This window comes from Candidatus Nomurabacteria bacterium (assembly GCA_020847275.1).
Classification (GTDB): Bacteria; Patescibacteriota; Minisyncoccia; order Phycocordibacterales; family JACOZG01; genus JADLCI01.
The window spans coordinates 1-20,407 of sequence record JADLCI010000004.1; the positions used below are offsets into that span (position 1 = coordinate 1).

20 protein-coding genes and 5 tRNA genes are annotated in these 20,407 nt (G+C 47.2%); 17 read left to right on the plus strand and 8 right to left on the minus strand.

The features are described from left to right. On the plus strand, nucleotides 1-1,277 hold a 1,277-nt coding region (locus IT398_00605; GenBank protein MCC6290563.1), incomplete at its 5' end, for a recombinase family protein. A gap of 148 nt (nucleotides 1,278-1,425) precedes the next feature. Here IT398_00605 and IT398_00610 read toward each other — a convergent pair. Continuing rightward, nucleotides 1,426-1,499, minus strand: a tRNA-Gln gene (locus IT398_00610). A gap of 42 nt (nucleotides 1,500-1,541) precedes the next feature. On the opposite strand from IT398_00610, the gene IT398_00615 reads away from it, so the two are divergent. The 9 genes from IT398_00615 (at nucleotide 1,542) to IT398_00655 (ending at nucleotide 10,541) form a co-directional block, all read left to right on the plus strand. Continuing rightward, a complete protein-coding gene (locus tag IT398_00615) occupies nucleotides 1,542-1,910 on the plus strand; it encodes a DoxX family protein (GenBank protein ID MCC6290564.1) in 369 nt (122 codons plus the stop codon). 207 nt (nucleotides 1,911-2,117) lie between these two features. After that, nucleotides 2,118-3,863 (plus strand): M3 family oligoendopeptidase, encoded by a 1,746-nt coding sequence (locus IT398_00620; GenBank protein ID MCC6290565.1) that lies wholly within the window; start codon nucleotides 2,118-2,120, stop codon nucleotides 3,861-3,863. 54 nt (nucleotides 3,864-3,917) lie between these two features. Further along, a complete protein-coding gene (locus tag IT398_00625; GenBank protein MCC6290566.1) occupies nucleotides 3,918-5,075 on the plus strand; it encodes an ABC transporter substrate-binding protein in 1,158 nt (385 codons plus the stop codon). Nucleotides 5,076-5,080: 5 nt separating this feature from the next. Further along, a complete protein-coding gene (locus IT398_00630) occupies nucleotides 5,081-5,941 on the plus strand; it encodes a branched-chain amino acid ABC transporter permease (protein ID MCC6290567.1) in 861 nt (286 codons plus the stop codon). Nucleotide 5,942: 1 nt separating this feature from the next. Further along, nucleotides 5,943-6,809: a branched-chain amino acid ABC transporter permease gene (locus IT398_00635; GenBank protein ID MCC6290568.1), complete on the plus strand. Its 867-nt coding sequence runs from the start codon at nucleotides 5,943-5,945 to the stop codon at nucleotides 6,807-6,809. After that, entirely contained in the window at nucleotides 6,806-7,891 is a 1,086-nt protein-coding gene (locus IT398_00640) for an ABC transporter substrate-binding protein (protein ID MCC6290569.1), read from the plus strand. The genes IT398_00635 and IT398_00640 overlap by 4 nt, the downstream gene beginning before the upstream one ends. Before the next feature lies 1 nt (nucleotide 7,892). Then, entirely contained in the window at nucleotides 7,893-8,645 is a 753-nt protein-coding gene (locus tag IT398_00645; protein ID MCC6290570.1) for an ABC transporter ATP-binding protein, read from the plus strand. A 23-nt stretch (nucleotides 8,646-8,668) separates the two neighbouring features. Beyond that, entirely contained in the window at nucleotides 8,669-9,805 is a 1,137-nt protein-coding gene (locus tag IT398_00650) for an ABC transporter substrate-binding protein (GenBank protein MCC6290571.1), read from the plus strand. Between the two features lie 7 nt (nucleotides 9,806-9,812). Beyond that, complete coding sequence (locus IT398_00655; GenBank protein ID MCC6290572.1) at nucleotides 9,813-10,541, plus strand: ABC transporter ATP-binding protein; 729 nt, start codon at nucleotides 9,813-9,815, stop codon at nucleotides 10,539-10,541. A gap of 20 nt (nucleotides 10,542-10,561) precedes the next feature. Here the strand turns inward: IT398_00655 and IT398_00660 are convergent, their stop codons facing one another. After that, entirely contained in the window at nucleotides 10,562-11,749 is a 1,188-nt protein-coding gene (locus IT398_00660; protein ID MCC6290573.1) for an NAD(P)/FAD-dependent oxidoreductase, read from the minus strand. Nucleotides 11,750-12,018: 269 nt separating this feature from the next. Here IT398_00660 and IT398_00665 point away from each other — a divergent pair, with 269 nt between their 5' ends. Together IT398_00665 and IT398_00670 are read left to right on the plus strand one after the other, a co-directional pair. Then, a complete protein-coding gene (locus IT398_00665) occupies nucleotides 12,019-12,255 on the plus strand; it encodes a hypothetical protein (protein ID MCC6290574.1) in 237 nt (78 codons plus the stop codon). Next, a tRNA-Phe gene (locus IT398_00670) sits at nucleotides 12,246-12,321 on the plus strand. The genes IT398_00665 and IT398_00670 overlap by 10 nt, the downstream gene beginning before the upstream one ends. A gap of 10 nt (nucleotides 12,322-12,331) precedes the next feature. Here the strand turns inward: IT398_00670 and IT398_00675 are convergent. The 4 genes from IT398_00675 to tsaD are packed head-to-tail and all read right to left on the minus strand — an operon-like array spanning nucleotide 12,332 to nucleotide 16,644. Next, entirely contained in the window at nucleotides 12,332-12,775 is a 444-nt protein-coding gene (locus tag IT398_00675; GenBank protein MCC6290575.1) for an Hsp20/alpha crystallin family protein, read from the minus strand. Continuing rightward, the gene (locus tag IT398_00680; GenBank protein ID MCC6290576.1) at nucleotides 12,768-13,514 is read right to left on the minus strand and encodes a PrsW family intramembrane metalloprotease; all 747 of its coding nucleotides are present in this window, start codon (nucleotides 13,512-13,514) and stop codon (nucleotides 12,768-12,770) included. Before IT398_00680 ends, IT398_00675 begins: the two co-directional genes overlap by 8 nt. After that, nucleotides 13,487-15,505 (minus strand): class I tRNA ligase family protein, encoded by a 2,019-nt coding sequence (locus tag IT398_00685; protein MCC6290577.1) that lies wholly within the window; start codon nucleotides 15,503-15,505, stop codon nucleotides 13,487-13,489. The genes IT398_00680 and IT398_00685 overlap by 28 nt, the downstream gene beginning before the upstream one ends. 8 nt (nucleotides 15,506-15,513) lie before the next feature. Continuing rightward, complete coding sequence (tsaD, locus tag IT398_00690; GenBank protein MCC6290578.1) at nucleotides 15,514-16,644, minus strand: tRNA (adenosine(37)-N6)-threonylcarbamoyltransferase complex transferase subunit TsaD; 1,131 nt, start codon at nucleotides 16,642-16,644, stop codon at nucleotides 15,514-15,516. Between the two features lie 62 nt (nucleotides 16,645-16,706). Between tsaD and IT398_00695 the strand changes: the two genes are divergently transcribed. From IT398_00695 to IT398_00715, 5 genes are all read left to right on the plus strand, one after another. Next, nucleotides 16,707-17,018: a hypothetical protein gene (locus tag IT398_00695; protein MCC6290579.1), complete on the plus strand. Its 312-nt coding sequence runs from the start codon at nucleotides 16,707-16,709 to the stop codon at nucleotides 17,016-17,018. A gap of 70 nt (nucleotides 17,019-17,088) precedes the next feature. Continuing rightward, nucleotides 17,089-17,175 (plus strand) — tRNA-Ser (locus IT398_00700). A 37-nt stretch (nucleotides 17,176-17,212) separates the two neighbouring features. Beyond that, nucleotides 17,213-17,285: transfer RNA gene (locus tag IT398_00705), tRNA-Val, on the plus strand. Between the two features lie 32 nt (nucleotides 17,286-17,317). Beyond that, nucleotides 17,318-17,392, plus strand: a tRNA-Glu gene (locus IT398_00710). A 425-nt stretch (nucleotides 17,393-17,817) separates the two neighbouring features. Next, nucleotides 17,818-18,123 (plus strand): hypothetical protein, encoded by a 306-nt coding sequence (locus tag IT398_00715; GenBank protein MCC6290580.1) that lies wholly within the window; start codon nucleotides 17,818-17,820, stop codon nucleotides 18,121-18,123. Nucleotides 18,124-18,175: 52 nt separating this feature from the next. Here the strand turns inward: IT398_00715 and IT398_00720 are convergent, their stop codons facing one another. Together IT398_00720 and IT398_00725 are read right to left on the minus strand one after the other, a co-directional pair. After that, complete coding sequence (locus IT398_00720; protein ID MCC6290581.1) at nucleotides 18,176-19,522, minus strand: UDP-N-acetylglucosamine 1-carboxyvinyltransferase; 1,347 nt, start codon at nucleotides 19,520-19,522, stop codon at nucleotides 18,176-18,178. Further along, the gene (locus IT398_00725; protein MCC6290582.1) at nucleotides 19,467-20,399 is read right to left on the minus strand and encodes an FAD-dependent oxidoreductase; all 933 of its coding nucleotides are present in this window, start codon (nucleotides 20,397-20,399) and stop codon (nucleotides 19,467-19,469) included. The genes IT398_00720 and IT398_00725 overlap by 56 nt, the downstream gene beginning before the upstream one ends. Nucleotides 20,400-20,407: the final 8 nt, after the last annotated feature.

Sequence of the window (20,407 nt, forward strand, 5' to 3'; positions counted from 1 at the left end):
AAATACATCAACAAACGAGGTATTGCCTCTATGCTCGCAAGAGTACTGAGAGCGATGAAAAACAGGCACTTTCAATCGAAGCCCAAGTGAAAGAGATGCAGCAACTGGCGAATCGTGAGGGGTTGCGAATCGTTGAGGTGCTGCGTGAAAGTCATTCGGCCAAAGCTACAGGCCAGCGCCCCGTATTTAACCAGATGATTCAGAAAATTCGGGCCGAACAGTTCAATGCTATTCTTGCGTGGGCCCCAGACAGACTTAGTAGAAACGCCGGGGACTTGGGCGCAATTGTGGACCTGATGGATCAGAAGAAAATTTACGAGATACGAACATTCGGACAGAAGTTCACTGATAACCCAAATGAGAAATTCCTACTCATGATCCTCGGAGCCCAGGGCAAGCTTGAGAATGACCAGAAAGGAGTAAACGTAAAGCGTGGCCTTCGAGCACGATGTGAGATGGGGATGTGGCCGGCCCCAGCGCCAACTGGCTACTTAAGCCACCCCGATCGCAGTATGAAATGCCACGTCATCATCGATCCGAAACGTGGATATGCTATACGGAAAATGTTTGAGAAGGTGGCGTACGAAAACTGGAGTGGGCGGAAGATATATCGCTGGCTCAAGAACGAAATAAAATTCAAGACAGTTGGCAATAAATTCCTGACGCTCAGTAACGTGTACGTCATTCTCAACAATCATTTCTACTACAGCACATTTGAATACCCGAAAGGAAGCGGTAAATGGTATCAAGGCAAACACGAACCGATGATTACCAAAGATTTATTTGACGCGGTGCAGAATAATCTTAAAGAACGATATGTAACCAGAACGGAGGGTAAGGAATTCGCCTTTACACAAATCATGCGGTGCGGGTTATGTGGCTCGGGAGTCACCGCTGACGAGAAGTTCAAGAAACTCAAAGACGGTTCAGTAAATCGCCATGTCTACTATATGTGTACCAAGAGCCGCGATATTAACTGCCGGAACAGATGCATCAATGAAAACGACCTGATCAAGGAAATGGCCAGAATTCTCGACGAAATACATCTAGATGAACTTGGGCTTAGGGAAAAAATCGAGGCCGAACTAAAGCGATATAACAGGTTCAGAACTGGGGTACTTAAGGCAACAAGGCAAAAAGAGTCGGTGACAGAAGTAGATATCAGAAACTACATCAAATACCTACTGCAGGAAGGAACAATTATGGAGAAGCGAGAACTGCTGGTGCACTTGAGGAGTAGATTGATATTGGAAAATAAAAAGCTCAGTTTGGGGTAGAAACCATCTAGGACTCGAACCAAATAGACGGCCTAGAATATGGATATTCTGGTTTTGAGAAAAATGCAGAATTTTGAGTTTAAAACTCGTTCTGAAAAATGCTTTGTAGAATATAGCGATTTGACCCGTCTCGGTCACTCTCACTAGTTGGCTGCCGGGCAGGGACTCGAACCCCGATACTATGCTCCAGAGGCATATGTCCTACCATTAGACGACCCGGCAAGGTACTTCCACGCTAACATATTATATGATAGATTTGAAACTATGAACAAAAATATATTATCGGCGGACACCGCCCTGTTTATTAGTCGGGTGCTACTAGGCATCATTTTCGTCGTTGCGGGTTGGAATAAGGTTTCTGACATGCCGGCGACAATCGGGTTTTTTAGCAGTATGAGCATCCCTGCTTTTCTTGCCTACATTGTTGGTTACGGTGAATTGATTGGTGGCGTGATGTTGATTCTTGGTTTGTGGGCGCAGATGGCAGCCATCTTTCTCTCTGTCGTTATGATTGTGGCCGTTATTCTCACTAATGGTGCAGGTTTCGCGGCTTATAGTATGCCTCTCGCGGTTCTGGCCGGGCTCATTGCTGTTGTTGGTGCCGGCGCTGGTAAATATCAGATCAAATCCTAATACGCTGGACATTTTCTGGCGTGGTGCTACAATCTCTATCAGAGAGTTTTTCCTTGTCCTCCTGCCGTTGCCCACCACTCTCTACCGATCTCCGGACATAACTGCCAACGAGGAGAGCACCGCAGACAAGGAAACACGCTTACCGACCCAGAGAAGATCACATCTTTTCTCCTGGGTCGGTTTTTTTATGCTACAATCGGCGATAAGATGAAAACGAAATGGAATCTCAAGCTTCTGTACGACGGCAACAATGACCCGAGGATTGAGGGTGATTTGAAGAAAATGGAGAAGGCTTACGCCGATTTTGCCAAGCGTTATGCTGGCAAGAAAGATTATCTGGTGAAGGAACAGAGTTTGGCCTTGGCGCTAAAAGATTTCGAAAGGTTAAACGATTTGGCCCTCGCCAAGCCGTATGCCTATTTTTCTTACCAGCAAGATTTGGATAGTCGCGATACTTCGGTGGAGGCAAGATTGAATCTTCTCTCCCAGCGTTATACCAAGAGCGGTAATCTGATTACCTTTTTTCCCGTTGCCCTGGCGAGAATTAAATTGTCGGACCAGAAGAAATTTTTGAAGAGCAAAGCTCTCGCGCCCTATCGCTATTTCTTGAGAAATGTCTTCGAGGAAAGTAAACATGTTTTGTCCGAGGCCGAGGAAAAAATCTTGAATCTCAAGAGTTTGCCTGCCTCTGAACTCTGGGTTCGTGGTAATGAGAAGATGGTTTCCAAACAGGAGGTGAAGTGGCGGGGGAAGAGCGTGCCATTGGCGGAAGCGGTGGGAAAGATTCACTCATTACCCACACGAGGGCGTCGGGCCCTCCACGAACAAGTTGGCGAGAGGCTCAAATCGATTGCCGATTTTGCTGAAAGTGAATTGAATGCTCTCGTTTTGAATAAGAAAATTAATGATGAATTGCGGGGTTATCCTGAACCGTTCTCGGCCACTGTGCTCGGTTACCAGAACGAACCAGAAACAGTGAGAAATCTTATCGCAACAGTGACGAAACATTTTCCCATCGCCCACCGTTTCTATCGCGCGAAGGCGAAGATGTTGGGCTTGAAGACACTTACTTACGCTGATCGTGCGGCGCCGATTGGCAAGACGAAGAAGGAGATTCCTTTCTCTGAGGCGGTTGCGATTATTCGCCGAGCATTTACTAGGGTCAATCCAATTTACGCCAGCACTTTTGATGAGATGATTGAGCGGGGGCAGGTTGATGTCTTTCCTGGTGTGGGCAAGCAAGGCGGGGCGTACTGTTCCTCGCAGGAGGGTTTGCCGACTTTTGTTCTGCTCAACCATCTACCTGATTTCAAATCGGTGATGACACTGGCGCATGAGCTGGGGCACGCCATCCACGCTAAGTTTTCCAATCAACAGCCACCGCTCTATCGCGGACATAGTATCGCCACCGCCGAGGTGGCCAGCACCCTTTTTGAGAATTTCGCCTTCGATGAAGTTTTTCAGCTTCTGTCGCCAGCTGAAAAAGTCATCGCGCTTCATGACCGGATTGGTGATTCTGTCCAGACTATTTTTCGTCAGGTTGCTTGTTTCAATTTCGAACTAGATTTGCACAGGCAGATTAGGGCGAAAGGAAGTTTACCGAAAGAGGGGATTTCCCAACTCATGAATCAGCATATGTCTGCTTATCTCGGGCCGCTCTTTAAGCTAAGCGAGAATGACGGCTACTTTTTCGTTCAGTGGCCACATTTGCGTAATTTCTTTTACGTGTATTCTTACGCTTTTGGTGAACTAGTATCCAGCGCACTTTACTCTGAATACCAGAAGGATAATGGTTTTGAGCAGAAAATTAGACAGTTTCTCTCTTCCGGGGCCAGCGCTTCGCCAGAAGATATTTTTGCCCAGATTGGTGTGGAGGTTCGTCGGCCCAACTTCTTTCGCTCTGGTCTCATCAAGATCGAGCGGGATATCGCAAAACTGGAGGAAATGATATAATGACGAGGTGTTTGTAGTAGAACCTATAAATTATCAATTAGTCAATTTTTAATTATGAGTAACTTTGCTAAGGCCATTCTTGGCCTAATTATTCTTGTTCTTTTGGTCGCCGGACTTTCTTACTGGGGCCAGAAGATTTCTCAACCGACCGCAGACACGGTGGAGGTGGAGACTGGGCCAATTAAGATTGGTTTTATCGGACCACTCACGGGTGATGCCGTGGCTTATGGAGAACCAGCGAGGAATATGATGTCTTTGGCCGTAGAAGAGATTAATAATGCCGGAGGCGTGAATGGCCGGATGTTGGAGATGATTTATGAAGACGGTAAGTGTACGGGCTTAACCTCGTCCAATGCCGCTCAAAAATTAATCAACGTCGATGGCGTTAAGGTTTTAACAACTTTTTGTAGTGGGGAGACGCTCTCTGTCGTTCCAATTGCCGAAGGCGCGAAGGTTTTGCTAACCTCTTCGGGCGCCAGTACTCCAGATTTGACGGGGAAAAGTCAATTTTTCTTCCGCAATTACCCCAGTGATGCTACTCAGGGCATGGTGCTAGCCCAATACGCCAGCGAACAAGGTTGGAAAAAGGTGGCAGTTATACAGGAGCAGTCAGACTATGCTCTCGGTAATTATCAGGCATTCAGTGAAAACTTTGAGAAACTTGGTGGGGAAACGGTGAAAGAAGAATTTCTACCGAATGCCACCGACTTTCGTTCTTCGCTAACGAAATTGAAGGGTCAGAATCCAGATGCTCTTTTCGTTGACCCGCAAACTCCCGCCAATGGCGAGAGGATTCTTCGTCAGCTTAAGGATTTGAATTGGAAGCCCAAGCTTCTAGTTAATGATGCGCTTAGTGGCGATCCTAAAACGGTGGCAAATAACAAAGACATTCTAGAGGGGGCGGCGGCGGCTGAGTTCGGTGTTGATCCGGATAACGAGAAATTCCAGAAGATGCTCGCTTCTTACAAAGCGAAATATGGGGAAGAGCCCCCATTCCAGAGTTATGCTCAAACGGAGTACGATATGGTCTATCTCATTGCCGATGGCGTGAGAGCTGTTGGTACGGATGGTGAGAAGTTGGCCAGCTGGTCTCGAACAATTAAGGATTGGTCTGGTGCTTCTGGTCTTGTGACGATTGGGGCGAACGGTGATCGTGCGGGTGGCCATGTCTTGAAGGTTATTAAGAATGGAAAGACGGAGTTGGCCGGTTAAATTTCGTGGGCATCTTACCGCAACTAATCCTCAATAGTATTATTGCCGGCGCGATCTATAGTATGGTCGCGCTTGGCTTCAATCTAATCTATAGCACCACGCGTTTCTTTGATCTCGGCTATGGGGCGATTACGGCGGTCGGGGGCTACACCGTTTTCTGGTTGTATAAACTGCATGGCGTTAATTTACCACTGAGTATTCTGGTGGCGATTGTGGTGGCCGGACTCATTGGCGTGCTCGCCGATGTGCTGGTCTATCGTCGCTTGCGCGCACGCCGAGCGAGTACGATGGTTTTGCTCGTGGCCTCACTCGGTGTTTTCACCATGTTGCAAGCGGTTATCGCGATAATTTTCTCAAGCCAGTTCCAGACGCTCTCATCTGGGGGGAGTAAGGTTTACGGAGTTTGGGGCGGGGCGATTACCGAGATTCAACTCATCATCCTCTGTACTGCCATAGTGGTTATGTTGTTGCTGGGAGTTTTTCTCAAGTACACTCGTTTTGGTCGAGCTATTCGGGCGGTGGGTGATGACGAGGAGGTGGCACGAGTGGTGGGCATCAACACCAACAAAATTATTCGTTTCGTTTTCTTTGTTTCTGCGGGGATTGGCGGGCTTTCGGGTTTGTTGGTGGGTTTCGACACCGGTATTGAGCCGACGATGGGTTTGAATCTGTTGCTGAAGGGGGTTATTGCGGCGATTGTGGGCGGAATCGGTAGTGTCTGGGGCGGTGTGCTCGGCGCTTTCTTTCTTGGTTTTGTGGAGAATTTTGGTATTTGGCAAATCTCTGGCGAATGGAAGGACGCCATTGCTTTCGCGCTTCTCATTGTCTTTCTTCTTTTTCGCCCGCAAGGTTTAATTAAAAAATAAAATGCCCTATCTTATTCATCTGGCGATATTGATTGGTATTTACGGTATTCTTGGCCTCTCGCTTAATCTCGTGGTGGGTTATACCGGGTTGCTTAGTGTGACGCAGGCCGCTTTCTACGGTCTTGGTGCTTATGCCACGGCGGTTCTTCTTACCACTACCGGACTTAATTTTTTTGTGGCCACTTTCCTTGGTGTTTTACTCACAAGTATTCTCGCTCTTCTGATTGGGTTCGTGCTTTCACGATTTCGTGGTGATTATTATGCGCTTGGTTCTTTCGGTTTCAACATCATTATCTATTCGATTTTTCTCAACTGGCAGAGTGTTACTCGTGGCCCGCTCGGCATTCCTGGCATTTCTCGACCCACAATCTTTGGTCTTAATTTCAGCGACAATCTCCCGTTCCTAATTCTGACGGTTATAATCGCAATCTTGGTTTACTTGCTTTGTCGGTTTATCGTCAACTCATCTTTCGGCCGAGTTTTGAAAGCGATTAGAGAAGACGAACAGGCGCTACAAGTTTTCGGCTATCGCACCGCCCACTACAAGCTGACCATTTTCGTGATCAGCGCTGGCTTGGCCGCAGTGGCGGGGTCGCTCTTTGCTTCTTACATCACTTTCGTTGATCCCTCCAGCTTTGTCCTCTTCGAATCCATCTTTATTCTGGCGATCATTATTCTTGGCGGTCTTGCCAATCTCCGTGGCTCTCTCCTTGGCGCTTTCTGTTTGATTCTCTTACCGGAGCTTCTGCGTTTCGTGGGCTTTCCTTCCGATGTGGCGGCCCAGATGCGCCAAGTGGTCTACGGCTTGATTTTGGTCATCCTAATGCTCTATCGGCCGCAAGGCTTGATGGGGGAATATAAATTATGAAACACAAAATTATTTGGATTATCGCGATTCTCGTTTTGGTATTTCTTGCTGTGTCTGCCGGTAAAAATGATACCGAAAATGTGGACGGGGAAACGGTGAAGATTGGTGTGATTACGCCACTAACTGGTGACCTGGCTTATTGGGGCGAGTCTTCGGTGTTCGGTATCGCGTTGGCTAAGAAAGATTTAGCTGTGGAGGGAATAAATACAGAATTTATAATTGAAGATGGACAATTGGAACCAACAAAAGCTTTAAATGCAGCACAAAAACTGGTGAACTCTGATAATGTCGTAGCGATTTATAGTGAGTTTAACCCGGCGGCGATTGCTGTAACCTCTTTTCTTAAAGATAAAAACGTATTTCATCTCTATGATGCCGCACCCGTTTCTCCACTAGAAAACACGAGAAGTGTTTATAAGACATATCTCGACTATTTTGAGAGTTGCAAGAAGGTGGCACAAATAGCCAATAAACGTGGTTGGGACAAGCTCGGTGTTTTAAAGATTAATTTGGAATTCGGAGATCTATGTTTACAGGGGATCAAGTCAGTCTATGGTGATAATCTAATTGTCCAAGAGTATAATCCCGGAACCAGAGATTTTCGAAGCATGATCTTGAAACTTAAAGACCAGAATGTAAAAGCGGTGTCTAACGTTTCTTTTGTGGCAGAGAGTTTTTCATCCCTCAAACAAATGGAACAGCAGGGACTAAAAGTCCCATTCGTTGGTTTGGCAGAAATTATTTCTCCAGACAGTTCGACGGAGTATGGTTTGATGTTGGAAAATTCTATATTGTTTGGTCTCCCGGAAGTGGAAGAAAATTTTAGCGTTCGTCTCAAGCAAGAATTTCCCGGTAAAACTGTCGGCAATATCCAGGCATCAGCTTTGGCCTTCATCCACGCCAAACAATTAGCTTATGCCTTTACCAAATGTGGCAGACATCTTGATTGTGTTGATAAGCAATTTGACCGGTTTGGACCGGAATCCCTTATTGGTTTTCAGGGATTTACTAATCGTGTCGCTGGGTTTGACGTTTGGATTGGGACCTTGAAAAACGGCGCACTAGTTAAATTAGGAAACTGAAATGTCACTTCTTACGACCAAAAACTTAGTAAAAAAATTTGACGCTGTTCGCGCGGTGAATAATCTCTCGCTCGAATTTTCCGCGGGAGAAATTACAAGTATCATTGGTCCGAATGGGTCGGGCAAGAGTACGCTTGTCAATCTTCTCACCGGCATTTTACCGCTTGATGGTGGGGAAGTGGTTATTGCTGGTTCAACGAAGCTCACAAGGCTTTCGGCGCCAGAAGTGGCCACTTATGGTCTTACGCGCACCTTTCAAGACGTCCGGCTTTTCGAACAAATGACCGCGCTCGACAATATTCTGGTGGTACTCACCGATCGGCCGGTTTTCGAGGCTGTTTTCGAGAAGCACAATAATCTTCATCTGGCGCGGGCGGAAGAAGTTTTGCGTCGGGTTAATCTTTGGGAGAAGCGGGGTGAGCTTGCCGTCAATCTTTCCTATGGTCAGAGGAAATTGCTCGAGATTGCTCGCGTTTTGGCAATGAGTCATTCTGGGGTGGGCGACATCAGTATTTTTCTCTTTGATGAACCCTTTGCCGGTCTCTTCCCGGAGATGATTAAGATTGTGACTAGCGTTTTACAAGAATTAAAACAGGCGGGTAAGGTTGTGATTCTCATTGAGCATAATATGGATCTAATCCGACAACTCTCTGATCGGGTAATTGTGCTTGATTCGGGAGAACGGCTTGCCGAAGGTAAGCCGGAGCAAGTTTTGGCACAACCAGAGGTTGTCGAGGCTTATTTGGGGGAATAATTATAATTTGCTAGTATAAAGTTATGAACAAAACAACAAAAACAATCGTTTGGATTATCGTCTTGGCCTTGGCTGTTTGGGGGCTGTCCAGATTGGGTGGAAAAAGAGAGACCGCGTCAATTGGTGGCGAGCCGATTAAGATTGGGGCCCCGCTACCTTTAACTGGCGTGAGTGCTTCAATAGGTGAGAGAGTTAAGCATGCCATGGAAATCGCTCAAGAGGAATTCAACGAGTCTTCTCCCTTCCCGTTGGAATTTGTGTTTGAGGATACCAAAGGAGAATCGGCCACGGCTGTGTCGGCGGTGACTAAGCTCATTAACATCGATGGGGTGAAAGTCTTAATTGGTTTAATAAAATCCGATCCACTTTTGGCAGTGGCGCCAATTACGGAGCAAAATAAAATTATCCTCTTCAGTCCCACGGCCGGTGCTGAGGCCATCTCTCAAGCCGGCGATTATGTTTTCAGAAACATTGAGATACCGGATTCCCATGGAAAAGGGGCCGCAGAGTTTTTCGCGCGCCGAGGAATTAATAAGGTCGCACTATTTACTGCCAATGCCTCGAACGCCCTAAGTTACAGCAACGCCTTTCAGAGAAACTTTGAGGCGGGCGGCGGGCAAATTGTTTTTAAGACGCAATATGGCGCCGATTCTTTGGATTTTCGGACGGAAATCGTCAGAGCTAAAGCTAGCGGCGCCGAAGCTGCTTATATCGGAGTGGCTACCGCAAAAGATGTCGGTATTTTGGTTAAGCAATTACGAGAGCTTAATTTTGAAGGCACTGTAGTGGTAAGTGTGGCGGCAGAGGCCAAAGAATTTGTTGACATTGCGGGCTCGGCAGCCGAAGGTATTATTGTTGCCGCGGCGCCGTTTGATCCTAATAGTCCAAGTGCTGTGGTCTTCGCCCAAAAGTTTCAACTCCGCTATGGCGCGGTTAGTGATGGTTTCGCGGCCAACGGTTACGATGCGGTAAAGTTGATTATTTTGGCAATTAAATCTTGCGGTGAAGTGAAAACAGACTGCGTTCGGGACTATCTTTATTCGGTAAAGAATTACGATGGCGTCGGAGGCCTAACCACCTTTGACAAAAACGGAGATGTCATCAAGCCCATCCAACTTAAAGTAGTCAAAAACGGACAATTTGTACGGTTGGTTGATTGATAAAATAATGTCCGCAGAAACCCTCCTCAAACTATCTAATGTTCATGTTCACTATGGTGGTGTGCGGGCATTGGATGGTGCGAGTGTGAGCGTGGATGAGGGGGAGATTGTTGCCCTGATGGGCCCAAATGGCGCGGGCAAGAGTACGGTTCTTAAGGCAGTTTTTGGTCTAGCGTTGATTGATTCTGGGGAGGTACGCTGGCGCGAACGGTCAATTCAACCAGTCTCTCATGAGATGACGGCCCGAGGAATCGCCCTGGTCCCACAGGGTCGGCGCGTCTTTCGGGATCTTAATGTTCGGGAGAATTTGGAACTGGGTGCTTGGAATGTGCGGGATAAAAAGATTATTCGAGAGAGACTGGATAGTGTACTGGATCTTTTCCCGGCACTTCGGGCTAAGCTTTCTGCTAAGTCTGGTGGTTTGTCTGGCGGTCAACAACAAATGCTTGCCGTTGCTCGTGGTTTAATGTGCGAACCCTCAATCCTTTTGCTAGACGAACCAAGCTTGGGCTTGGCGCCAAAAATTGTGAAGGAAGTTTTTGAAAAAATTAAGGAGATAAACGAAAGACGTCGGATGGCAATTGTGGTGGTGGAGCACAACCTCAAGTCGCTTGCCAGTATTGCTCACCGGGCTTATGTCCTTGCTCATGGGCGCGTGGTGGTAGAAGGTAAACCAGCCGAACTGCTTAGTCGAGGTGTGCTAGAGAAAGTATTTCTTGGTCAACCACTCGATTGATTTCTGCGTTTGTGATAACTTCAAAACGAACTAATATCTCGTCGGGAGAAGAGATTGATGGTCCACTCGGCAGCAATTCTGAATCTTTTGCGCCAGGAAAGGAAGTTAAAGAGATAGATTGTGCGCCAAAGCCACCACATTAATCGACCATGGTAGACGCCACCGAAGAGTCGGCCAGCGGCAGACCATTGTCCGAGTGAGATAAGTAGACCCCTTTCTTTGTAATGAAATGGACGAAGTGGTCTTCCCTTAATCGTGGCCATCAAGTTTTTAGCTACAGTGTGCGCTTCTTGGACGGCGACTTGAGCGAGCATCGGGAAAGTCCCGGAATTGTCTCCAAGGGCGAAGATGTTGTCTTCGTCAAGCACACGAAGATATTCATCTATTTTTAGACGATCGTTCGGGGGCTTATTATCAGGACTAGGTAGAATACTGGCAGACGGCCTCACTCCGGCGACCCAGATAACGGTTTCAGATTCAATATTTGATCCATCGGCCAGCTTAATACCAGACTTGTGCACCTCGGTTACCCGTGAATTAGCTTTGATTGTCACCCCCTTTTTACTCAATGTTTCGTGCGCAATTCTGCGCAATTCCAGTGGAAACTGGGGGATAAGTTCCTCGCTGGCACAAACGAGCGTTACAGATGTTTCCTCACCCAGTCTCGCCGCTTCTTGATAGCGGAGAAGGGTATCGCGCAAGAACTCAATTAACTCCGCGGCTAATTCCACGCCAGTTGCCCCACCACCAATCACGACAAATTTTGTTTTCCCGCTCTCGTAATTGTTGATGATTTGTTTACGCAGAGTAACGGCATCTGATAGATTCTTCAGTGTGTAGGAATATTTCTCGGCACCGGGTGTATCGTAATAGTTTGTTTCTGCGCCGGTAGAAAGAACCAGGTAGTCATAAGAGATTTTTCCGGCACTAGTCAGTACCGACTTCTTTTTGGGGTCAATTTTTTTTACTTCCGCCTGAACGAAACGGACATGACTGCGATGGAAAATTTCCCGGATTGGCTCTATCACTGAATGCTCGGAGAGGCCGCCAGTTGCTACTTCGTGAAGCAGTGGTGTGAAGAGGAAATAGTTGTTGCGATTAATTAAAGTAACTTCTACCTGACCGGAATTAGCGAATCGTCTCAAGTAGCGTGCAGTATAAGCGCCACCGAAGCCACCGCCGACGATTACTATTTTTGGAATAGACATTCTTATCATTATAGTATAGATTAGCTGTAGTGAAAGGAGGTGAAGGAGGTGAGTAAGCAAAGAGGTATGGAACCAGAGCGTGTTCAGTGGTGGATCAAGTATCTACGAAGTCGTTGTTCAGAACTTCGTGGACCCGAATGGAGATCACTTCGCGGTTTTTTTGCTAAAATTATTAAAGAGTTAAGAGCGAAAAAGCGTCACCCCTAAACCCCCGAGACTGTCTCGGGGGTTTTCTTGTGTTTATCACCCGTTTTTGCTAAACTGTCCGCATGAGCCCGGAGGAACGCGAGTTGCTTAGTGCTACGCATGTTTTAGCGACCGAGAACAACCGGATACTCCGGGGATTACGAAGTGTTCAACGTTGGCAGAGCTTCTGGTCTGCGGTTAAATGGCTCTTAATTATTGCTTCAGTGTTTGGTTCTTACTACTATCTTCAACCGTATCTTGATAAAATTTTGGCGGTTTACCAAAACTTGCCTGATCTCCAAAATTTATTGCCCAGATAGCTCAGTTAGTAGAGCATTCCCCTGAAGAGGGAAGGGTCGTCAGTGCAAGTCTGACTCTGGGCACCAAAAGAATTTTCTATAACGATTTCACCTTCAAGCTTTGTTTCTTTTCCTTATCAATTTTTGGTAGACGAATAGTTAGCAGTCCATGTTTCTCGATTGCTTCGGCTTCCTCAACCTCGATTTCCGCCGGCAGAAGAATTGTGCGAGAGAACGAACCCCAGTATAGCTCTTTTTGGAAGTAGTCTTCGTGGGCGACTTCGCGGCTGACCTCGCGCTTACCCTTCAGGGTGACCATTTCGCGGGTGATGGCAATCTGTAGGTCTTCTGGTTTTACACCGGCCACCATCGTTTGGATTACGATTTCCGATGGGGTTTGGTATACATCAACCGTTAATTCACCTTCTTCGGCATCTTCCAGCCAGTCACCGTTTTTTTGGATTTTTGTAGAGAGATTTTCCTCGTCCACCGCAGGGACACTGCCGGTTAGTCTTTCGAAAAATGATCTTTTTTTATTCATAAATATTTTTACAAACTAAGAACTTTACTTTTTCAAACAGATAAATGATTACAATCGCGAGCGCCCAGAGAAGAAGAAACACCCTTAAGATTTCTCCGTCACCGCTCTTAATTATAAAGTAGTTGAAAGAGGCGTGCAAGGCGGTGGCGGCTAGCAATCCGCCCACAAGAGCCAGAAATTGCTTGACTCTAGTTTTACAGAAGGCGAGAGCGATGAATCCACCAAGGACAGAAGAAGAAACAATGTGGACAATCGTTGCGCCAACAAAGCGGAAGTTCCCGGAAAGCCAGAAGTTAACTTGGCTTGGACTGTCGGCCAGGGCGTTAAGCATAAAGAGTGAATTCTCTGCAGCGGCGAAGCCAAGGGACACAGTGATAAGATAAATCATCGCGTCTATTGGCTCATCGTAGAAGCGCGTGGAGAGAGCCAGGAGGGCAACGACGACGTATTTTATCAACTCTTCAATCATTGCCGAGGAGAAAACATAGGGAACTAACTGGTGTAGATTGGCTTGGCGCAACTGTTCGAAGGTTTTTAGATTTTGCCACCACAGGCCGTGAACTAGGTCCTGAACCATAAACGCGACACCAACCGATACCGCTCCGCCAAGAAAGATGAAGGCAATCAATGGCCGTGGTTCGGGGTGGGCCTTGTCTTCGCGCAACCAGAAAACTAACCAGACGAAGGCCGGCAAGATTCCACCGATGAGCGCTAAGATGACGTTGCTCTGGTTGACCATCTGCTGATCATTAGTAAATTATTTTCCGTTTTTTCCGCCAGACTCCAAATTTCTTCGGTGACAAAAGGCATGAACGGATGAAGCAGGCGAAGGATTTGGTCCAGAAGATAAGCCAGAGTTTGATTCGTCGCCTCGTCGTTTTTGTTTTTACTCTCTTCCAGATATTTGTCGGCCAAATCGTGCCAGACGAAATCGTACAAGAGGTGTGATGCTTCGCCAAACTTATATTGTTCTAGGTTCTTGGTCACTTCTCTTTTTGTTTCTTCCAATTTTTCCAAAATTTCGGAGTCACTGGACACTTCCTCGGAACTAATTTTACCATCAGTTCGGCTTAAAATATAGCGGGCGATGTTCCAGATTTTATTGGCAAACTTCTTACCCATCAGGAGATTATCTTCACCGAAGCGAATCTCTTGTCCGCCGAATTCCTGATAGATGAGACCAAAACGCGTGGCGTCAGCACCGTATTTCTTGATCATTTCTAGAGGATCAAGCCCCGTTCCCAGAGACTTACTCATTCGCTGACCTTGTTTGTTTAGCACGGTAGCGTGGATGAGGATATCTTTGAACGGCACTTGGTTGGTAAACTCCAATCCAGAAATAATCATTCTCGATATCCAGAGGTGGAGAATATCGCGCGCAGAAGTAATTACCTGGGTTGGGTAAAATTCCTTAGGGACAACTTCCATTGACCAAAGCGCGGAAGAAAACCAGGTGTCGAAGGTGTCCTCGGAACCATCTACCGGAATTTTGTGCCCCCACCAGATTTGGCGTGAGATGCACCAATCTCGAATACCGAGTAGCCATTCCCGGGCAATCTCTCGCCAGCGTTCGGGGTGATATTTCACCTCTCCTTTTTCGATTGCGGCGAGGGCTCTCTCTGCCAGGGGTTTCATCTTCAAGAACCATTGCTCGGAAAGTAGCGGTTCAACGGTTGAATTACAACGGTAACACTTAGCCACATTGTGGGTGAGACTCTCTTCTCGCTCTAATAGCCCTTTCGACTTTAGTTTGGCCACAATTTTCTCGCGGGCCTCGTTAATTTTCATTCCCGAGAACTCACCGGCCAGTGGTAGCAATTTACCGAATTGGTCGATAATTTCTTCTTTATCTAGGCCGTGTCGTTCTGCAATTTCGAAATCGATCAAACTATGGGCTGGAGTAATGGTCATTGCCCCGGTTCCAAAATCGATATCGATCGCTTCATCTTTAATTACCGTGGCGGTGATTGGGCCGTTGATCCATTCTAATTCCAACTTTTGACCGTGTTGATAGCCAGCGTACCGTTTATCGTTCGGGTGGACAACAACATATTTGTCGCCAAACTTTGTTTCTGGTCTGGCGGTGCCGATTACAAATGGGCCGTATTTGAAGTAGTAAAATGTGCCAGCTTCTTCTTGGTACTCCAACTCTAAGTCGGATAGCGCTGTCTGATCTTTAATACACCAATTGATCACGCGTTTGCCGCGGTAAATCAAACCCGTTTTCTGATAGTGCAGAAAAGCTTGTTTGACCGCTTCTTGGTATTTCTCATCCATTGTGAAGCGCGTTCGCGACCAATCTGCGGAGCAACCAAGTTGCTTTAGTTGTTCTAGAATAGTCCCGCCATATTTCTCTTTCCACTCCCAGACTTTTTCTAAAAATTTTTCACGACCCATTTCGTGCCGGCTGATTCCTTCTTTTTTTAAACTTTTTTCCACTACGTTTTGGGTGGCAATACCGGCATGATCGGTGCCCGGTATCCAGAGGGCCTTTCTCCCACGCATTCTCTCGAATCTAATCAAGATGTCGGAGATTACATGCTCTAGGGCGTGACCCATATGAAGTGAACCGGTTACATTTGGCGGGGCCATTACGATGGTATACGGCTCACTATTCTGGTACCGTTCCGGGAGTTTGTCGGGGTCAAAAAAGCCACCCTGTTGCCAGATGTCATAAATACGTTCTTCCGTCTCCTCTGGTTGATAGGGTTTAAGTAGTTTGTCGTCCATCCGTGAGATTATAACGCAAGATTCCCATCTGCCGAAATGTCACTTTTGAACTCTTTTTTAAGAGCGTGGAAGTAACCGGCGATCGCAATCATCGTGGCATTGTCGGTCGTCAATTTTTGTTCGGGGATTAGAAGGGAGATGTCAGGAAAATCTTTTCCCAATCTTTCCTGGAACTGTTTTTGGAGTTCTATATTTCCCGACACGCCACCGGCGATAATCACTGTTTTCGGCTTATGTTGCTCAATTGCTCGCGCCGTTTTTGCCAACAGGACATCAATCACTGCTTGCTGGAATTCTCGCGCCACTTCAGCTCGGTTTATCTCGGGATTTTTCTGAACCAGATACAGGACGGCAGTTTTTAAGCCCGAGAAAGAGAAGTCTAGATCCGGACTTTTTATCATCGGTCGTGGTAGTTCGAAATTTACTTGACCGCTTGCTTGTGCTGCTAACTTAGAAATTTCTGGACCGCCTGGGTACGGTAGCTCCAGAATTCTTGCCACCTTATCAAATGCTTCCCCCACGGCGTCATCTCGGGTCTGACCAATCTTCTCATACGCGAGCCAACACCTACTCAAGACCAGTTCTGTGTGTCCGCCAGAAATAAGTAGTCCAAGAGCGGGGAAGACAATCTCTTCGCCACCCGACAGGGGAGACAGGAAATGTCCTTCCATGTGATCGACCGGGGTGATTGGAATTTCCCAGGCAAGTGATAAGGCGCGGGCGGTATTTACTCCTACCCACAGAGCCGGTTCCAGCCCCGGGCCGTGCGTGACCGCGATCGCGGTTATTTCTGGTGGCTGATGGTTGGACACAAGCTCCAAAAGGGCGGAGTATGTTTCCGGTTCGCGTTCCAGGGTTTGTTTTAGCTCACGCTCTTTTTCTGGGGTAATTAATTTTTTGTCACTTTTTTTCAACAAGCTGGACTGAATCAGGGCTTCCCTGATTAGGGGAATGATATTGCGCGCATGTTCTCGTTTGGCTAGGTTTGGCACTACGCCCCCGAACGGTTCATGAATCTTTGTCTGAGAAGAGACAAGGTGAGACAGAACAGTAAATCTTGGCTGGTCGAATTCACCTGCTCCCTCGACAACGCTGATCGCCGTCTCGTCGCAACTTGTCTCGATTGCTAAAATTTTCATTAGCGCTATGATAGCACAAGTTCCGGTTCTTTTTGTTCTCTAAGGAAGAAAGGCGGTGGCCGATGTATCTAGGGGTGCGTCTCTGGATGTCCGACGGCGGGCAGATTTCTAGTGCTGTCGGACCGTTTCCTGACCAAGGTAAGGATATGCGGGAATGGGGCAGTGAGCTTCATCGTTTGATCATGGAGAATGCGCGGGTTAAGGGGGTTGAATGTGTTGCCATTGGACGCATTAGTCGGGGCATACCCTCGTGCATGCTTTCTCCGGGAGATTTTCTAGAATGGATTCTTGGTGTCTATCAAGACAGTCAGATCGAAAGTCTTTGTCTTTTGCGCTTTGGCAGGAGGTTTGGTGTCGATGAGTCCGGTACCTAATCAGTAATGATTGGTGCCGGACTATTTTTTTGAAAAAACGAAGAAAAATGCTAGCGTAGTAGAGAAAGGGGGAAGAGTGGCTGAGTGGTTGAAGGCACCGGTTTCGAAAACCGGCAGGGGTGAAAGCTCCTCGTGGGTTCAAATCCCACCTCTTCCGCAGACGACTTTTTTTTGCTAGATTGGCTTAGCGAGATGGGCGGTTAGCTCAGTTGGTAGAGCATATCGTTGACGTCGATAGGGTCAGAGGTTCGAGTCCTCTACCGCCCACAACATTTTTAAAAATGTTATATTTTAGACAAGGCCTCATCGTCTAACGGTTAGGACATCGGCTTTTCAAGCCGGTAATCCGGGTTCGATTCCCGGTGGGGTCACCAATTTAGAAGGATCAGTTAAGTCCTTCTGATATAGAGTGTCATAGACGTTATAATTAAGTTTAAATAATCTCAAAGAAAAAAATACCCCATTAGGTTAGGGGTATTTTCTTGAGGAGTGGGTCTCCGGCATGTAACATGTTCGTTTGCTCTTAATTTTGGTCCGTGAGCGAGCGCTTTTATAAACCAAAATTGACCACCCCGACTCCGGCCTCAGGCGCTCAATATTGCTTTGAACATGTTTCGTATTATACCACAGGACTAGAAAACCCTTTATTTCATAAAAAATCGGATCCCAATTCGTGATACAATGGGGTCACAACGAGATACTTACTACGTTTGACTTCTTTCTTGCTCTGTGGTAGGTTTAGTTCCAGCGTTGGACTTTTTATGGTCAGAAGTTAGGAATACAAAGAAGGAGACATGTCATGAGTGTTATCGCAGATGCTGCCGTGACGGTATCGACCGTGAGCGACGATTCTTCGAGGGGCCACCTTGAACTGCGGGGTCAAATGACCAGCCGGAGAAGTGCGGTTCACGACGGGGGACGCGGCTCGTGTCAGAAGATTACCGGGGAGGTCACCTTCGTCGGTGGGGAACCAGCTCAAATTGGAGTGACCCTTCACGTCGGCACAATGGTTGCCGATGGAATGTTGATTCTGACAGGTGGAGATGTGGAGCAGTTTGCCGCCCTGCTCGGTGTTTCCCTGCCTATGGCACAGGCCGGTAGTTAGGGACGTGTCGTGATACTGAATCTTGAGCCTCGACCAATTTGGTCGAGGCTCTTTATTTTATAACTTTAATTTTCGCGCCTAGTTTCTGGAGACGGGTGACGAGGTCCTCGTAGCCACGGTTTATCGAGTAGATATTGCGGAGGATTGAGGTACCGCGTGCCGCTAACATGGCGATGAGGATAATGGCGGCCGGGCGAAGTGCTGGCGGGCAAATCACTTCTGTGCCACGTAATTCGGTGGGTCCTTCAATATAGACACGATGCGGGTCAGCGAGGATAATTTTCGCACCCAACTTCACTAGTTCCATATAATAAATTGCTCGGTTTTCGTAGACCCAGTCGTGGATGAGAGTTGTGCCGTTGGCCTGGGTGGCGATTGGTACGAAGAAAGGAAGATTATCAATATTTATACCCGGGAACGGAAGGGGGTGAATTTTTTCTTCCAGTGCCCGTAATCTTGAAGGACGAGTAGTGATATCTACCAGATCAGTTCGGCCATTTATGCTCTTGTATCTTCGACTCAATTTAAACTTCAAGCCCATTTTCTCAAGTTTGAGTAGTTCTAGCTCAAGGAAGTCAATCGGACAACGCTTGATGGTTAGATTTGAGTTGGTGGCGGCGGCAATGGCAAGAAAGAGCATTGATTCAATCGGATCCTCACTTAATTCAAATTCTACCTCTCGGTCAATTTTCTCCAAGCCGTGTATATGGAGAGTGTTTGTCCCTACCCCGTCGATTTTTACCCCGAGAAGTTCTAGGAAATAACAAAGGTCTCGAACCATGTAGTTCGCGGAAGCCAGTTTGATGGTTGTCTTGCCGGGTATGAGACTGGCGGCGATCAGCGCATTCTCGGTTACGGTGTCGCCAGATTCGTAGAGAACGATTTCTGCCGGTTTCAGTTTGTTTCTCTTTATCTCGTAATGATCAGATTTAGAGTTTATCTTTACCCCAAACTTTTCGAGAGCGAATAGATGTGGGCGCACCGTCCGGGCGCCAAGCTTGCATCCACCAGAGTGGGGGAAGCGGAAGGCGGAGGAACGATGGATGAACGCACCAATCATTAGGAGGGCACTACGGGTTTTTCCGGCGGCAATCTGGTCTAGTCGGACCAGCTCCAATTTTTCTGGCGGAATAATTCTTAGGTCATTATTAGAACGAATCACTTTCACGCCAATGCTTTCTAGTACCTCGATGATTCGCTCCACCTCCTCGATCTTCGGCACGTTTTTTAAGGTCGTTTTGCCTCTATTGAGGAGAGAGGCACAGAGCAGGGCAACGGCGGCGTTCTTGGAACACTTGGTCGTAATCTCGCCATGTAATTTCTCGCCACCCTCAATTTGAAGATTAATCGTTCCTCGCATGCAGATACTGGTAGATATTCTCCAGTGCCTTAATCGCATCACCGGCCGCGATGTTATTCTGGTGATAGAGTGCGTCGGTACAGTCACCGGCCGCCCAGACACCAGGGATACTACTCGCTTGTGTTCTCGGGTCTACCACGATTGAATTATTTTGATTTAGCTTTACCAAGTCTTTCGCAAACCAAGTAGTTGGCACAAGTCCGATCTCTACGAAAACGCCACCTGTTTCCATCTTCTTTTCCTCGTTTGTTTTGGTATCTTGGTAAACCAAACTCGTAAGCATTTTGTCGCCTCGAAATTCTTTCAATTCCGCGTTGGTGATTATTTTCATTTTCGGATTACGACGGACTCTCTCTACGGTGATCTCATCAGCACGGAAAGTGTCACCACGGTGAATCAAGGTAACGCTTCGGCAGTAGGCCAGTAATTGGGCGGCGGTTTCGAAAGCGGCATTGCCACCACCAATTACCACCACGTCCTGATCAGCAAAGAGTGGACCATCACAGGTGGCGCAGTAAGTGATACCCTTTTGTTCAAATTCTTTGGCACCGGGTACCTCGAGTTTCCGGCGCATTGCACCGGTGGTTATTAGCACCGCCCGAGCCTCAAAGTTGTCACCAGTTTCATTACTAACAATGAAATCTTTTTCTTTCTGGGTAATTTTTGTTACTTTCTCGCCTTCTTTAATCACGAAGTCAGGAGATTCGTAAGTGAAAAGGTGTTCGCGTAATTGTCTCGCCAGTTCTTCGCCAGGAATTGCTCTTGTGCCAATCCAATTTTGAATTTCGGCAGAAACAGAAGATTGGCCACCAAAATCTGTGGTCAGGAAAAGAGTGCGCAACTTCTTTCGGGCCGCATAAACACCGGCCGCTACTCCAGCGGGGCCACCGCCGATAATAATTAGATCGTAAATCATGTTTTAAA

Coding starts and splice junctions, on each gene's coding strand:
- IT398_00645 (MCC6290570.1), top strand. CDS start 7,893: ATGTCACTTCTTACGACCAAAAACTTAGTAAAAAAATTTGACGCTGTT.
- IT398_00620 (MCC6290565.1), top strand. CDS start 2,118: ATGAAAACGAAATGGAATCTCAAGCTTCTGTACGACGGCAACAATGAC.
- IT398_00715 (MCC6290580.1), top strand. CDS start 17,818: ATGAGTGTTATCGCAGATGCTGCCGTGACGGTATCGACCGTGAGCGAC.
- IT398_00725 (MCC6290582.1), bottom strand. CDS start 20,399: ATGATTTACGATCTAATTATTATCGGCGGTGGCCCCGCTGGAGTAGCG.
- tsaD (MCC6290578.1), bottom strand. CDS start 16,644: ATGAAAATTTTAGCAATCGAGACAAGTTGCGACGAGACGGCGATCAGC.
- IT398_00635 (MCC6290568.1), top strand. CDS start 5,943: ATGCCCTATCTTATTCATCTGGCGATATTGATTGGTATTTACGGTATT.
- IT398_00640 (MCC6290569.1), top strand. CDS start 6,806: ATGAAACACAAAATTATTTGGATTATCGCGATTCTCGTTTTGGTATTT.
- IT398_00615 (MCC6290564.1), top strand. CDS start 1,542: ATGAACAAAAATATATTATCGGCGGACACCGCCCTGTTTATTAGTCGG.
- IT398_00695 (MCC6290579.1), top strand. CDS start 16,707: ATGTATCTAGGGGTGCGTCTCTGGATGTCCGACGGCGGGCAGATTTCT.
- IT398_00665 (MCC6290574.1), top strand. CDS start 12,019: ATGAGCCCGGAGGAACGCGAGTTGCTTAGTGCTACGCATGTTTTAGCG.
- IT398_00675 (MCC6290575.1), bottom strand. CDS start 12,775: ATGAATAAAAAAAGATCATTTTTCGAAAGACTAACCGGCAGTGTCCCT.
- IT398_00655 (MCC6290572.1), top strand. CDS start 9,813: ATGTCCGCAGAAACCCTCCTCAAACTATCTAATGTTCATGTTCACTAT.
- IT398_00685 (MCC6290577.1), bottom strand. CDS start 15,505: ATGGACGACAAACTACTTAAACCCTATCAACCAGAGGAGACGGAAGAA.
- IT398_00625 (MCC6290566.1), top strand. CDS start 3,918: ATGAGTAACTTTGCTAAGGCCATTCTTGGCCTAATTATTCTTGTTCTT.
- IT398_00650 (MCC6290571.1), top strand. CDS start 8,669: ATGAACAAAACAACAAAAACAATCGTTTGGATTATCGTCTTGGCCTTG.
- IT398_00680 (MCC6290576.1), bottom strand. CDS start 13,514: ATGGTCAACCAGAGCAACGTCATCTTAGCGCTCATCGGTGGAATCTTG.
- IT398_00720 (MCC6290581.1), bottom strand. CDS start 19,522: ATGCGATTAAGGCACTGGAGAATATCTACCAGTATCTGCATGCGAGGA.
- IT398_00660 (MCC6290573.1), bottom strand. CDS start 11,749: ATGTCTATTCCAAAAATAGTAATCGTCGGCGGTGGCTTCGGTGGCGCT.